Below are 13,882 nucleotides of genomic sequence, written 5' to 3' on the forward strand. Positions count from 1 at the left end.
CGCCGGCGAACACGGCCTCCCGGGCCGGGGCTCATTCCGGTTCCGGCAGGTCCATGAGTGCGAGCTTGGCCGGGTCGATCACGACCGTGATCTCGGTGATCCGGCTGTCGACGACGGTGAACGCGAGGACCGAGAGCGGGGTGCCGTCCTCGTGCCAGGAAATGACCCCGGGGATGCCGTTGACGAGCACCGACCGCCCCTGTGTGGCCGCGCTCGCGGACAGTTGCGCGCCGGCCGCGATCTTGGTGGCGCCGAGGGTGACGACCACGCCGGAGGGCGTGTCGACGGTCAGTTTCACCTCGGGGTCGAGTACCCGTAGCAGCCCCTCGAAGTCGCCGTGGCGAGCCGCCGCCAGGAAGGCCTGGACGACCTCGCGCTGCTCCCGTCCGGCGCCCGCCGGCCGCTCGATCGCCTGCACCTTCCTGCGGGCGCGGCTGGCGAGCATCTTGGTGGCGGCGGTGGACTTGCCGAGGATCTGGCCGATCTCGTCGAAGGGCACCGCGAACAGGTCGTGCAGCACGAACGCCAGCCGCTCGCTCGGTCCGAGCGACTCCAGGACGACGAGCAGCGCGAGCCCGACCGAATCGGCGAGCACCGCGTCGTCCTCGGGAACAGGAGCGTCGTCGAGCGTCACCACGAGCTCGGGCAGGCGATCGTCGTAGGACGCCTCCGGGCGGGCCTTGCGCGATCGCAGGACATCGAGGCTGATCCGGCCGGCCACCGTGGTCAGCCAGCCGGCGAGATCGTGGATGGTCGTCGCGTCCTGGCGGGAGAGACGCAGCCAGGCCTCCTGGACCACGTCCTCGGCGTCGGCGTGCGATCCGAGCATGCGGTAGGCGACCGCGCGCAGCCGGTCACGCTGGGCCTCGAACGCCTCGGCTATCGGGTCCGTCGGGCCCGTCGGGATGGTGTTGGACATGTTGTTACCTTCCTCGGCACTGCTCCGTCATGGGTGATGACGGGCCCGAAGGGGCGCAGGTAACCGATGATCCACCGATGAAGGAGCAAGAGCGATGGAAGCACGCATGACGAGCAAGGCCGATCCCGACGTGACCAAGGCAATTCAGCACCTCTACAAGGCACTTCACGTCGGAGGCGTGGACAAGCACCTGCTGTCTCTCGTCCATCTGCGTGCCAGCCAGATCAACGGCTGCAGCCCCTGCGTCTTCGCCGCGATCCAGGGGGCGAAGCAGGCCGGTGAGACAGAGGAGCGGCTGCACAACGTGGTCACGTGGCGCGAGACGCCCTTCTACACCGATGCGGAGCGGGCTGCCCTCGCTCTGGCCGAGGCCGCCACCCGGCTCCAGGACGGGGCGCCCGGCGTGACCGACGAGATCTGGGACGCCGCCGCCGACCACTTCAGCGAGGAGCAGCTCGGCTCGATCATCCTGGAGATCGCGCTGACCAACTTCTTCAACCGGATCAACCGCACGGTCCGGGAGCAGGCCGGCAAGACCTGGTGAGGCGCGGGGGCGTCATCCCACGGGACGACGCCCCCGCCCCGGAGCACGGTGATCGTGAGCATCCGGGGGATCTCGCGGCAATCCCGTTTCAGGGGCTTCCCTCCCGGTCACCCGAAACTGACAGGATCCGGCGTTGAAGACGCGCTGGAGCACCCGGCAGCAGAGATGGGACGGTGCTTCATCATGGCCACGGCGAAGGCACGAGACATCATGACCGGCGGCGCGCAGTGCGTACAGGCGCACGACAACGCCCTCGACGCGGCACGCAAGCTGACGGAACTTCAGGTGGGCGCCCTGCCGATCTGTGGCGAGAACAACCGGCTCGTCGGCGTCGTGACCGACCGGGACATCGTGGTGACGGTCCTCGGTGCGGGGCTCGATCCCGCGGAGGTGGAGATGGGCACCCTGGCCCAGGGGGAAGCAGTGACGATCGGCGCGGACGACGACGTGGACGAGATCTTCGCGACCATGACCCGGCACAAAGTCCGGCGCCTGCCGGTGATCGACGGTACCGACCTCGTCGGCATGGTCGCCCTCGCGGATGCCGCCCGGGCTCTCGAGGCACCCGAAGCGGGACGTCTGATCGAGGCTCTCTCCACTGACTGAGTCCCCGCTCGATATCCCGACTACCGGGCCCGCTCGGTATCCCAACCACCGTGCCATGAACGGACTATGCCGCAGGCGGAGGCGTCTCGGTGAGGCGTCCCGCGCACTCCAGGAGCAGTGCGTGGACGAACGCCTGCGGGAGATTGCCGCGCATCTGCCGCTGGATGATGTCGTACTCCTCGGAGAACAGTCCGGGTGGTCCGCAGGCCGCACGGTTCCGTTCGAAGTAGCGCAGGGCATGCGCAGTGTGGCCCTGCTGGTGCTCGGCCAGCGCCATCATGAAACCGCACAGCAGGAACGCGCCCTCCGCCTCCCCCAGGGGGCGCTGGTCGTGGCGGAAGCGGTAGACGTACTCGTCGCAGGCCAGTTCCTCCCGTACGGCGCGCAGGGTGGCGCGGGTGCGGGGGTCCGAGCCCGGCAGGGCGCCCCGGACCGGCGGCAACAAGAGCGCTGCGTCAACGCCCGGTTCGTCCGGGGCTCGCTGCCAGTGGCCGTCGGCGTGCAGGCTCGTGCGTGCCGTTTCGGCGAGCAGGGTGTCGGCGAGTGAGGTGAGGCGTCCGACGTCTCTACCCGCCCCGGGCAGCGCGGCCACCGCGCGCAGCCCGGCGACGCAGGCGAGCCGGGAGTGGGTCCAGCGCCGGTTGTCGATCTCCCAGATGCCGGCCTCAGGCTGGTTCCACAGCTGTTCGACGGCGCCGACGGCGGTCTGCACCGCGCGCCGGCCGTCGCCGTCGAGCCGGTCGCACCGGCCTGCGGCGGCCAGCAGTTGCAGGGCCTCGCCGTACACGTCGAGCTGGAACTGCTGGTTCACCCAGTTGCCGATCTTGTCTGTTCCTCCCGGATACCCGGGCAGGTCCAGGGTCCGCTCGGACGGCACAGCGCCGCCGCTGACGGTGTAGGCGGGTTTGAGCTTCGGCCCGTCCTGGAGGACTCTGGCCGCGACGAAGCCGACCGCGCTATCGAGGAGGCCGGTGGTGCCGACGCCGGCCGCCGCGATGCCCGCGTAGCACTGGTCGCGGATCCACGCATAGCGGTAGTCGTAGTTGCGGCCCGCGCCCGCGCGTTCCGGCAGGCACATCGTGGCGGCCGCGACCATGCCGCCGGCACCGCTGGTGAGGCCGCGCAGGACGGCGAGGGCGTGGTGCGCGTCGCGCGTCGCGATGGTCCGCGTGGGCTCAGGACAGGCCCGCGCCCAGGCTTCTTCGGTGCCGTCCCACGCCCTGTCGGGGTCCACGGGTTCGTCGGGGAGTGTGTGGGGCGACAGTTCCAGTACGAGGTCGTGGTGTCCGCCGGGAGGCACGGTCAGGTCGAAGGCGAGCAACTCGCCCCTGCCGTGCACGGCGCGGGTTGTCCGCGCCGCTTCCGCACCGGTCCAGCGCCAGCCCAGCGCGCCGGTCCTGCCCGTCCACACGCCGTTGTGCCGCCGGAGGTGGTGGCTGCTGTTGTCGCCGAAAGCGCCCCGCGGTTCGAGCAGCACCCGCACCTGAGCGGGACAGTCCGTGGCCAGGATCCGGCGGAGCAGGACCACCCGGTCGGCGTCCCCGGGAAAGGCGAGGGCTTCGCGGCACTCGACGGGTCCGGCGCCCGTGATGAAGCGGCTGTGCCAGATCAGGCTTCCGGTCTCGTAGAAGCCGCCCCATACGTGCCGGGGATCGAGAGGCGTGACGGCATAGGTGCCTCCGCCTCCGACCAGCGTGGAGAACACGGCGTCGGAATCCCAGTGCGGCGCACACATCCATGCGATGTCCCCGTGCGGGCCGATCAGGGCGCCTCGTTCGCCGTCGGCCAACAGGGCGTACTCCCGCAGCACGTGCGGAGGGAACTCGGGGCCGGGGTCGATCGGTTCCGGCGTCGGCATGCCGTGGCGTCCTCTCCATCGACGTCATTCACTCCCCTCCGGCTGGGTGCCCCGCTCCGTCTCGGACCCGTGTCGCCTCACCCCGTCACAGCAGCAGGACGAGGGCGTAGACGAGGAAGAACGCCGCGATCAGCCCCACAAGGGTGGCGATCAGCATCAGGGGGCCCTTGGCCCATCCCGTCGTCGGATTGTGGGTCTCTCTCGGGCCCGCTCCGGACATGCTGCTCTCGGCGGGTGGAGTCTCGCCCGGCGGCACACTCCCGCCGGGTTCCGGGCCTGGGGTGCTACGGGGGTCCGGACCCGGGTCCGGGTCCGCGTCCGGATTCTTGGAAGGAGTCATGTGAACCAAGTTGCCACGGCGTCGCCGGGCTCGCCGTCTCACCACGACGAAGGCTCGGGCCCGCGCATCGAGAGTGAGTCGAGCTCTCGAGAAGACCCGCGGCCTGAGGTGGCCCAACCTGGACAGAGGCTTATGAGTGATTCGTCCAACGGCTCGTCGCTCCCGTGACCTCGGGTCCGACCGGGAGCGCACGGCACGCGAGGAGGCTCCATGACCGTCCCCACCACTTCCACCACCAAGGTGGCCGTCATCACGGGCGCGGATTCCGGCATCGGCAGGGCCACGGCCGTCCGTATGGCCGCGGCCGGAATGGATGTCGGCATCACGTGGCACGGCGATCGGGAAGGCGCCGAGAGGACGGCCGACGAGGTGGGGCAGCACGGCCGGCGTGCTGCCGTCGCCCAAATGGACCTGAGCCGGCTCCCCGACGCCGCGCGGGTGATCGACGAACTCGCCGGGCAGCTCGGCCGTATCGACGTACTGGTCAACAACGCCGGCACCGGCACGGCCACCCCCTTCCTGGACCTGGAACACGAAGACGTCCTGCACGTCCTCGACGTCGACCTCGTCGGCCCGTTCCTCTGCGGGCAGCACGCCGCGCGCCGCATGATCCAGCAGGGCGACGGTGGCCGGATCGTCAACGTGACCTCCGTGCACGAGCACCAGCCCCGGGTGGGCGCGGCACCGTACTGCGCCGCCAAGGGTGGGCTCGGGCTGCTCACACAGGTGATGGCCCTGGAACTGGCCGAGCACGGCATCACCGTCAATTCCGTCGCGCCCGGTGAGATCGCCACACCCATGACCGGGCAGGAGGACGCGGACGTCCACAGGGAGCGCCGCCCCGGCATCCCGCTCGGCCGGCCCGGTGACGCCCGCGAGATCGCCGCCGTCATCGCCTTCCTCGCCGGACCCGACGCCTCGTACGTGACCGGCTCGTCCTGGGTGGCCGACGGTGGCATGGTGCGCATGGGCCCGCAGGCAGGCTCCCATCTCCGGAGCGACGAGTGGCGGCACCCGTGAGCGTTCCGAGGCCGTCCGCCTCAGGTGGGGAGGTGACCCGCTATCCCCTGCGGTATAAGGGAAATCGCGCCTACCTGTGCGCCGCGGTGCCGTACAGAGACCGGTTTCGTATATCAGCCGACGGTTTGGGTACCGGTGCTGCCTGGAGCAGGGATCGTCGAAGAGGGCCGGCCCGCGTGTGCGGCGCTCGGCGTCCGGAAACGGAGCAGCAGGTGACGCGGAACGCAGACAGGCCCACTCCTGACCGGCACCCCACTCCCGGTGGTCGGCCGGAGTCAGTGACGGAGCTGAGCCCGGCGGCCGAATCGGCCGGGGGGCACTTGCTGCACGAGGCTGGTGCCACGGAGCTTCCGCCCGACCTCAACCAAGCCATTCTGGAGGCGACCAAGCAGGTCGCCACCGTCCTCAAGAAACACCGGCACGACTTCGCCCTCGCCGGCAGCGTCGCCGTCTACGCGCACGGCGGGACCACCAACCTCCAGCACGACGCCGACTTCTGCATCAAACCCGAGGACGCCGACGCGGTCTCGGCCACGCTTCAGGAGGCCGGACTGACGGTGTACGCGCCGCCCGAGGACTGGCTGCTCAAGGCCAAGTGCCTGGGCCAGGACATCGACCTCATCTTCGAGCTGGCCCACCAGCCCGTGTCCGCGGAGCTGCTCGGGCGGGCCGTGGACCTGCCGGTGGACTCGGTGCTCATGCCGGTGCTCGCGCCGACCGACCTGATGCGGGCCCTGCTGGCCGCTTTCTCCGAGCACCACTGCGACTTCGGCGCCGTGCTGCCCATCGCGCGGCAACTGCGCGAGATGGTCGACTGGCAGACCGTTCGCCGGGCGTGTGGGGACGCACCGATGCCGGCCGCCTTCCTGTACCTGCTGGAACGCCTGGAAGTCATCGCACCGGACGGAGGAGACCGATGACCGACCCTGCCAACGTCGAGTACCGCATCGCTCATCTGCAGGAGCGGCTCGCCGCGGGAGATCTCGGAGAACTGGGCATCCGCGTCGCGATCCGCGGAGCGTCCGTGACGGTGGTCGGAACCGCCCCCACGACGCACTGCCGCGAGGAGCTGGTGCGTACCGTGACCGAGGAACTGGCCGGGCTGACCGTCTACTTCGACATCGCGGTGGCCGATTCGTCGGCCCCGGACCACCCGGAGGAACTGGCATGATCCGCGTCGCAGCCGTAGGGGACATCCACATGGGTCCGGACAGCCAGGGCCTTTTGCGGCCCGCGTTCGAGACGCTTCCTGACTGTGCCGACCTGCTGCTTCTGGCCGGGGACCTCACCCGCCACGGCACACCGGAGGAAGCGAAGGTGGTAGCCCGGGAAGTGGCCGGTCTGCCGGTGCCGGTCGTCGCCGTACTCGGCAACCACGACCATCACGACGAGCGGCCCGAGGAGGTCACCACCATCCTTCGCGACGCGGGCGTACGGGTGCTCGAGGGTCAGGGCACCGTCGTGGAGGTGGAGGGGAAGCGTGTGGGCGTCGCGGGCACCAAGGGGTTCGGCGGCGGGTTCGTCGGCCGGTGCGGCAGCGAGTTCGGCGAGCCCCTGATGAAGGAGTTCGTCCGGTACACGCGCCGTTGCGCCGAGGGCCTGCGCGCCGCTCTGCACGAATTGGCCGAGCAGGGGTGCGACACCCGGGTGGCGCTCACGCACTTCGCGCCCGTGCCGGACACCCTGGCGGGAGAGCCCCTGGAGATCTATCCGTTCCTCGGCAGTTATCTGCTGGCGGAGGCGGTCGACGATGCGGGCGCGGAGCTGGCCGTCCACGGCCACGCTCACGCGGGCACCGAACACGGCATGACCAGCGGTGGCGTGCCGGTCCGCAACGTCGCCCAGCCGGTCATCCGCAAGGCGTTCAACGTCTACCACCTGCCGGACCACACCCGCGAGGAACCCGCCGCGGCCGCCGCCTCTGCCGACCGGCGGGCGTGAGGGCCCGGGCGTGATCGTCCGGTCGTCGCCCTCTTGCGTACCTCTCTTCGCCCTCTTGCCTACTTCGAGGACGGAACGACAGCCACGGGGCACTCGGCAGTGTGCAGCGCCTCGCCGCTGACGGAGCCGAGCATGAGCCTTCGCAGGCCCTTGCGCCCGTGGGAACCGACGACCAGCAGGCCGGCACGCCGCGACGCCTCGGCCAGAACCGTCGCGGGCCGCACACGCTCAACGCGCACCTTGACCTTGACGTCCGGATACCGGCTGAGGCGCTTGGCGGCCTCTTCCGCCAGCGTCCGGCGGGCTCTCTCGTCGAGTGCCTCGTAGTCGGGGGCCACCATGCCCGGTCCTGCGGGCATCTGGCTCATGTGGAAGGCGCCGTGCACCATTCGAAGATCAGCTCCTCGAAGATGGGCCTCGGCGAAGGCGAGATCCAGGGCCTCTCCCGCCACATCATGTACGTCCACACCCACCACGACCGGGTTGTCCCTGACAGGACCCGCCCCGGGGCGGACGACGACCACGGGGCAGTGAGCGTGAGTGGCCACCTGCCAGCTCACCGAGCCCAGGGGCAGGCGGGTGAATCCACCGCTGCCACGGTGCCCGACCACCAGCCATGACGCCTCGGCGGAACGCTCCACCAGCGTGGCCGCGGGCTTTCCCACGAGGGCCTCCGCCGTCACCGCCACCTCGGGAAACTCCGCCTCGACAAGCTCCACCATCGGCGCCACCACCTCCGAGAGCGATCGCTCCACCGGGCTGGTCCGCTCTCCGCGTTCTTCCGCGGAGCCGGCAGGAGAAGACCCCGCCCCAACATGCAGGAGGTGCAGCGGGCTGCCGTGCAAGGACGCGTGTCGCGCCGCGTAACGCACGACGGCGTCCTGGTCACTCCCTTGCTCGACCCCCACCAGGACGAGTCGCTCCGCTCCGTCGTCGTGGTTGAACATGTCTTCTCCTTGCCGATCGGTTCCAGCGAGCCTGGGGCTGCCGGTCGTCCAGATACCCCGAGCACCCGATTTCAACCAGTAGATACAGGTAAGCGCAGCACATCAGCCCTCACGGACAGGGGCAAACGGGACGCGGTCACGCCGCCGACGCTGGGTGCCTGGGTGCTCCTCGCACCGGTCGTCGCAGGCGTTGTCAGACCCCTGGGGCAGGCTGGTGGTTATGCGGACACTCTTCAGCGGCGAATTCAGCGTGGCCTACGGTCAGATGTACGTCGACAGCCGCAGCGATCCCGACGAGGGGCCGGAGGCAGGTCTCCACGAGTGCTTCATGGGACAGCAGGCGGGCCTCTGTGGAGCGGCCGTCCCCGGGCACCTGTTCCTGCTGACCGGCACGCACACCGGCTCCGTCCCCCTCACTGCCGAACTGCACGAGGCGGAGCCGCCTTTGGACCTCGACGGCTGGGAGGAGATCGTGGAGACGTCGTTCCGTGCGGCCTCGGACGCCACGCAGCTGATCGAATGGGACGGCGGAGGGTGGGACCTCGGCCTACCCCCGGACGCCTACCGAGTCCGCTACCACTGCCGGGGCATGAACGAGGCCCACGACGGCGTACGGAGCGAAGACGAGCCCGTCCTGGACGAGTATCTGCTCCAGTTCTGGCCGGCCCCGCAGGAGCGCGATCGCATCGTGAAGGAGACCAGCGAGTCCGCCGCGTACTGGCACCGGTTCGCGAGCGAGCTGCCACCGCCGCCCACCCCCGAGGAACGGGCCGAAGCCGAACGCCTCGCCCGCGAACAGGAGGAGCTCGCGGCACGGGAGCTGCGGGAGCGCGTCGAGAAGGAGTCATGGGGTGGACGCCTGCCCAGCGACCGGCTGCGGAACGTCGCGGGCAATGTGGCCGGGATGGTGGACCTCGATGCCGCTCTCGTGCACGCGATCGACGAGGCCGGGCCGGACGTCCAGCGCGCGACAGCGCGTTGGGCCGCGCGCCGTTCCTGCGAGACGTCCGGGCTCAGCGCCGTGGACTGGATCGCCCGCGGCCTGGCGGAGCTGGAGAGGGGTACGCCCTTCTCGCCGCCGCTTGACGACGCGGACCGGGCCTGGGATCTCCTCTTCTCCGATCCGCGGGTCCCGCACACGGTCGTCACGCTGCCGGACGGTACCCCCAACGCCTCCCAACAGGCCATGGCCCTCCCTGCCTTGACCGGCGCGGCGGCTCCCGATCCGCTCCAGGCCGCGCTGGACGCCCTCTACGCCGCCGCTGCCGCCCACGGGCCCGCCTGGCGTGCCCTCTTCACCGAAGTCCGCGGCGCGTTCCCGAAGGCTGACTTTCCCCCGCCGCCACCCGAGAGCCGCCCGCGGCGCCATATGGCAATCAGACTCGTGAACCGCTTGGAACACCGCCCGAACGAGAAGCCGCAGCCAGAGCTGTGACTGCCGGGAGAGGGGCGGCCGGACCCTGCTCCGGCGGCGCCCCGCCTTCCAGCCCGCCCGGCATGACACCCATCACAGAGCGTGATCGACCGTGTTACGCAGCTTCGGCTGCTACTCCGGCCGCGGCGGCCTCTGCTCCCGCCGTCGCACCCCGTTTCCCAGCCAGAAAGCCCAGAGCAGCGCGCCACGACGTCCCTTCTGCCACTCCATGCCCATCCCCAGCTTCGGACCCAAGGCACAGGGGCAATATCTCCGTGCGGTTAGGGTGACCCAGCGATGGCGCCATACACGCTCAGGAGGGGCACAAGTGCGGGCCGAATCCCTGCCGATACGCGTGCCGGTCGGACATGACTCCGGACGTTGGGCCAGCCGCACGACTCAACGCCGGGTCCTGATCGTGGTCCACAACGCCACGTCCGCAGGCCGCCTCCTGGACGTGCTGCCACTGTTCCATGACGACTTCCGCGTCCAATTGCTCGTCACCGCAACGGGTTCCTCCGCCTTCCAAGGCGGAATCGACGAGCTCTTCGCCGACTTGGGCTTCCCCGTACTTCCTTGGGAACAAGCTCTCTCCACGCCGGTGGATCTCGCTGTCTCCGCGAGTTTCGGTGGGCAAATAGCTTCTATTCAGGGCAAATTGACCATTATCTCGCATGGGGCGGGATATACTAAGAAACTAGCCCAGCCGGGAGCCGGGAGCCGGGAGCCGGGAGCCGGGAGCCGGGAGCCGGGAGCCGGGAGCCGACGTTCGGCCTCTCACCGGAGTGGCTCTTGGCAGACGGCAAACCGTTCATGGACGGCCTCGTGCTGTCGCACCCGGAGCAGTTGGAGCGGTTGGGCCGTGTCTGCCCGGAGGCCGTGGACGTCTCCGTGCTCGCCGGCGACCCGTGCTTCGACCGTATGCTCGCCGCGCGCCCGTACCGTGATCGCTTCCGCCGAGGCCTGGGTCTGCGGCGAGGCCAACGGCTTGTCGTACTGAACTCCACCTGGAACCCGGAAGGTTTGTTCGGAAGTGGAGGCGGCCATGACCTCCTGCCGAGTCTGCTGCCTCGGCTCGCCGCGGAGTTGCCGGCTGATGACTACCGGCTGGCTGTCGTGCTGCACCCGAACATCTGGTACGGACACGGCCCCGGGCAGGTCCGTGCCTGGCTGGACCAAGCTCGCCGCAGCGGACTGACCTTGATCGACCCGGCTCACGCATGGCGGCAGGCCCTGGTGGCAGCTGACGTCGAACTCGGCGACTTCGGCGCGGTTTCCTACTACGCGTCCGCCCTGGGTGTTCCAGTGCTGTTGGCCGCCACCGGGCAGGACAGGCTCGACCCCGAGTCCCCGCTCGCCGCGTTCGTCCGCAGCGCACCCCGGCTCGACCCGCACGGCCCGTTGCGCCCTCAGGTGGAGAGGCTGCTCTCAGGGCACCGGCCGGCCGCTGACCCTGCCGAGTTCGTCACCTCCGCTCCAGGCGCCTCGGCCGTGCTCCTGCGGCGCCATTTCTACGAGTTGATGGATCTTCCCGAGCCCGCCACCCCCGCGTTGCTGGAACAGCTGCCCCTGTCTCCCCACGATCCGCCGCGGCGGACAGCACCACTGCGCGTGCTCACGCGCGTCCGTCACACCGACGTCGTGATCGCGAGATCCACTGAGCACTCCTACGAGGCGGACGGCGACGTACACCTCGCGGTGCACGAGGACACCCGGGATCCGGGCCGGCTGGAGCTGGCCGACGTGATCGTGCGCGAGGGAGCCGCGGACGACCCGCGCCTGGGTGGCCCGGACGTGTGGACGGCCGAGATTCTGGGCCGGCATGCGCACTGCGCGGTCGCCGCGTACGTGAGCGGCCCGGACGCATGCACCGTCCGCAGCCGGGAGCACGGACTGCTCCGATTGTCCGCGGGCCCGGGGGCGGACATCGATCCGGCGGCGTACGCCTCTTCGCTGTACGCGTGGCTGGTGGACGGCGGCCGGGTCCCGCGCGCGGGCATCACGCTAGGGGTGCACGCGGCAGGTGGCGTGCACCCGGTGGTCGTGAAACCCGCTCTGGACTAACGACGGCCCTCGCAGCGCAGCCGCAAGCCATCCAGATACCGCAGGTGCGGAACGGCCGTCGGACCGAGCAACCCCTCGGCCTCGGTGATCTTCGTCAGAGCGTCGGCGTTCTCGCCCGCGTCGTGGAGGGTCTCGGCGAGATCGGTGAGGGCACGCGCCTGGTTGTAGCTCTCCCCCTGCTCCTTGAAGAAGTTCGTCGCTGCCTCCAGGAGGCGCTGCGACTCCACCAGCCTCCCCATTCCCCGTAGGGCACGCCCCTGATGACGCTCCGTCAGGGCGAGAGCGCGTGCCACGTCCTGTGCTCCTTCTTGGCCGGGAGTGATCCTCCGGTAAATGTGCTCGGCCTCGACGAACCGATCATGGGCTGCCGCGTATCGCCATCGGTAGAGGTTCAGGAGACCCAGCAGCTCGACGGACGATGCCTCCCCCCGTACGTGACCCGCCGCACGCTCGCTCTCGGCGGCGGCGTGCGCCGCGTGCTCGGCTTCCTCCCACCGCTCGAGTTCCCCCAGACAGTGCGCGAGTTGAAAGTGCAACCCCGCCGCCGTACGCGAACGGGGCTGATGCTCGTCGGCGCACCGGGCCGCGACACGCAGCGCGGGCAGGACCTCGTCCCAATGGCCGGCCTTCAACTGAAGTGGCCACAGGGCTCGCGCCAGACGCAGGGCGGTCGTGATGTGCTGGTACTCCTGCGCCACGGTGACCGCTCGGACCAGATTGGCCACCTCCGCTGCCAGCACTGTCACGCCCTGCGCCTCATCGCGGTACGCCTCCCCGTCTTCCGGCACGGGCTCGGTACGCCAGCTCTGCGGCAGGGCCGCGTGGGCCGCGCGCAGAGCGCGGTTCAGCAGGGTGTCGAGTGCGCGCTCCACGGCGGCGGAGCATGCGGGGATTCCGTGCTCCGGCCCTGCTGTGTCAGCCAGATAGCGCCGCACCTCGGGGCGGAAGCGGTAGCGGTCGTCGCCCACGAAATCCAGCAGTTGGACGTCTGCGGCCTCGTTGAGCATGCGAGCCGCCTCTTCCGGCACGACGTCGGCGGCCGCGGCAGCGAGGTGGGCGTCGATGGCGGGCCAGCCGCCCAGCGCCGTCAAGCGGACCAGCCGCGCCGTGTCCGGCCGGAGACCGTCGCAGGCGTTCCGGGCGGCTCCGCGCACCGGATCACTCCCCTGCGTCTGGCCCCCCGGACCCGCCACGTCATCTTCGGCCAGCAGACGCACAGCCTCGGCCTTCAGAGCGAAGGCGTTGCCCGCGCAGTGCTCCAGCAGCCGGGGTATCCGGGCCTTGACCCGTGCGATGTTCTCCTGCCCTGCGACCTTCTTCACCATCTGCGTCGCGTACCGGTCGGTCAGGGGAGCGACCTGGACACGTTCGGCCTCCAGCGCGAAGGGACGGCCGGAGACGACCACCAGCAGGAAGACATCGGGCGTCGCCGGAATCAGGCTCCGGACCTGGGCCGCCGACGAGGCGTGATCGACGATCAGCAGGGCCCTGCGCCCCGCGGTGAGCTGACGGTAGAGCTGTTCGCGGCCGGACGCGGTGGGTGGCGTCTGCTCCGGCGCGACGCCCATCTGCCGCAGCAGGCGCAGCAAGACCTGGGCAGGTTCGGGTTCGTGGGCCCCTGAGCCGTCACGGAGGTCGACGTAGAACTGCCCGTCGGGGAACTGGGCGTAGAGGGTGGCGCCCAGGTGCAGCGCCACCGCGGTGGTACCGATTCCTGGCGGCCCGTGCAGCAACGCGACGCGTGGCCGTCCGGCCGCGGGACGGGTTGCCTCCCGCTTGAGCTGCCGCACCGCCTTCTGTCGGTTGGTGAAGTCCCGGGCCGCTGGGGGCAATCCACGTACGGGCGCCAGGGCCAGGGCCTGCTCCGGGAGGCTGCGAGCCAGTAGCGCCCACTCACCCGCCTGCTGCGGGTCACGCGCCAGCCGCAGGTGCATCTGCCCCGCCAGTGTCCGCCACTCTTCGGGACCGGTCGGCAGTGGCGTCTCCCGGCCCATGGTTCTCCTCGCCAACGCACCGGTCGACAGGAGGAATTGCTTGCCCATCTCCCCCGCGGCGCCGTTGCCCGCTGCCGTGAGAAAAGCAGTCAGCGCACTCAGCGCCACAATCTCCAGCACTACGGCCCCTCCCCTGGGTCACGATCCGATCTTGCCGGACTGTATCGCCGCAACCAAGGCCCGCGGAAACATTTGAGACCCCGTCAACTCGCCGCACTGTCGGCTGGATGCACCG

Annotated in this window: 13 protein-coding genes; 8 read left to right on the forward strand and 5 right to left on the reverse strand. The window is 70.2% G+C overall.

The genetic code is table 11. The features are described from left to right. Window positions 1-31: 31 nt before the first annotated feature. Window positions 32-919: a sigma-70 family RNA polymerase sigma factor gene (locus ACZ5WE_RS08485; RefSeq protein ID WP_467684490.1), complete on the reverse strand. Its 888-nt coding sequence runs from the start codon at window positions 917-919 to the stop codon at window positions 32-34. A gap of 94 nt (window positions 920-1,013) precedes the next feature. Between ACZ5WE_RS08485 and ACZ5WE_RS08490 the strand changes: the two genes are divergently transcribed. After that, window positions 1,014-1,463, forward strand: a complete 450-nt coding sequence (locus ACZ5WE_RS08490; RefSeq protein WP_467684488.1) for a carboxymuconolactone decarboxylase family protein — start codon at window positions 1,014-1,016, stop codon at window positions 1,461-1,463. Window positions 1,464-1,646: 183 nt separating this feature from the next. Beyond that, complete coding sequence (locus tag ACZ5WE_RS08495; protein WP_467684486.1) at window positions 1,647-2,069, forward strand: CBS domain-containing protein; 423 nt, start codon at window positions 1,647-1,649, stop codon at window positions 2,067-2,069. 64 nt (window positions 2,070-2,133) lie between these two features. On the opposite strand, the gene ACZ5WE_RS08500 is transcribed toward ACZ5WE_RS08495, so the two are convergent. Both ACZ5WE_RS08500 and ACZ5WE_RS08505 read right to left on the reverse strand, forming a co-directional pair. After that, window positions 2,134-3,927: a glycoside hydrolase family 15 protein gene (locus tag ACZ5WE_RS08500; RefSeq protein ID WP_467684484.1), complete on the reverse strand. Its 1,794-nt coding sequence runs from the start codon at window positions 3,925-3,927 to the stop codon at window positions 2,134-2,136. A gap of 85 nt (window positions 3,928-4,012) precedes the next feature. Next, window positions 4,013-4,267: a DUF6480 family protein gene (locus ACZ5WE_RS08505; protein ID WP_467684482.1), complete on the reverse strand. Its 255-nt coding sequence runs from the start codon at window positions 4,265-4,267 to the stop codon at window positions 4,013-4,015. A gap of 210 nt (window positions 4,268-4,477) precedes the next feature. On the opposite strand from ACZ5WE_RS08505, the gene ACZ5WE_RS08510 reads away from it, so the two are divergent. The 4 genes from ACZ5WE_RS08510 to ACZ5WE_RS08525 all read left to right on the forward strand — a co-directional run bounded on the left by ACZ5WE_RS08510 (window position 4,478) and on the right by ACZ5WE_RS08525 (window position 7,228). Continuing rightward, window positions 4,478-5,287, forward strand: a complete 810-nt coding sequence (locus ACZ5WE_RS08510) for an SDR family oxidoreductase (protein ID WP_467684480.1) — start codon at window positions 4,478-4,480, stop codon at window positions 5,285-5,287. 287 nt (window positions 5,288-5,574) lie between these two features. After that, entirely contained in the window at window positions 5,575-6,207 is a 633-nt protein-coding gene (locus ACZ5WE_RS08515) for a hypothetical protein (protein ID WP_467685178.1), read from the forward strand. Next, a complete protein-coding gene (locus ACZ5WE_RS08520; protein WP_467684478.1) occupies window positions 6,204-6,458 on the forward strand; it encodes a hypothetical protein in 255 nt (84 codons plus the stop codon). The genes ACZ5WE_RS08515 and ACZ5WE_RS08520 overlap by 4 nt, the downstream gene beginning before the upstream one ends. Further along, window positions 6,455-7,228: a metallophosphoesterase family protein gene (locus ACZ5WE_RS08525; protein WP_467684476.1), complete on the forward strand. Its 774-nt coding sequence runs from the start codon at window positions 6,455-6,457 to the stop codon at window positions 7,226-7,228. Before ACZ5WE_RS08520 ends, ACZ5WE_RS08525 begins: the two co-directional genes overlap by 4 nt. Window positions 7,229-7,287: 59 nt before the next feature. On the opposite strand, the gene ACZ5WE_RS08530 is transcribed toward ACZ5WE_RS08525, so the two are convergent. Further along, complete coding sequence (locus tag ACZ5WE_RS08530; protein ID WP_467684474.1) at window positions 7,288-8,175, reverse strand: universal stress protein; 888 nt, start codon at window positions 8,173-8,175, stop codon at window positions 7,288-7,290. Window positions 8,176-8,395: 220 nt separating this feature from the next. Between ACZ5WE_RS08530 and ACZ5WE_RS08535 the strand changes: the two genes are divergently transcribed. Both ACZ5WE_RS08535 and ACZ5WE_RS08540 read left to right on the forward strand, forming a co-directional pair. Further along, window positions 8,396-9,610, forward strand: a complete 1,215-nt coding sequence (locus ACZ5WE_RS08535; RefSeq protein WP_467684473.1) for a hypothetical protein — start codon at window positions 8,396-8,398, stop codon at window positions 9,608-9,610. 771 nt (window positions 9,611-10,381) lie between these two features. Beyond that, window positions 10,382-11,653: a hypothetical protein gene (locus ACZ5WE_RS08540; RefSeq protein WP_467684471.1), complete on the forward strand. Its 1,272-nt coding sequence runs from the start codon at window positions 10,382-10,384 to the stop codon at window positions 11,651-11,653. Here the strand turns inward: ACZ5WE_RS08540 and ACZ5WE_RS08545 are convergent. Continuing rightward, window positions 11,650-13,767, reverse strand: coding sequence for an ATP-binding protein (locus ACZ5WE_RS08545; RefSeq protein ID WP_467684469.1), 2,118 nt, complete (start codon window positions 13,765-13,767; stop codon window positions 11,650-11,652). The genes ACZ5WE_RS08540 and ACZ5WE_RS08545 overlap by 4 nt on opposite strands. Window positions 13,768-13,882 lie beyond the last annotated feature (115 nt).

Source organism: Streptomyces sp. NPDC033180, from assembly GCF_055577645.1.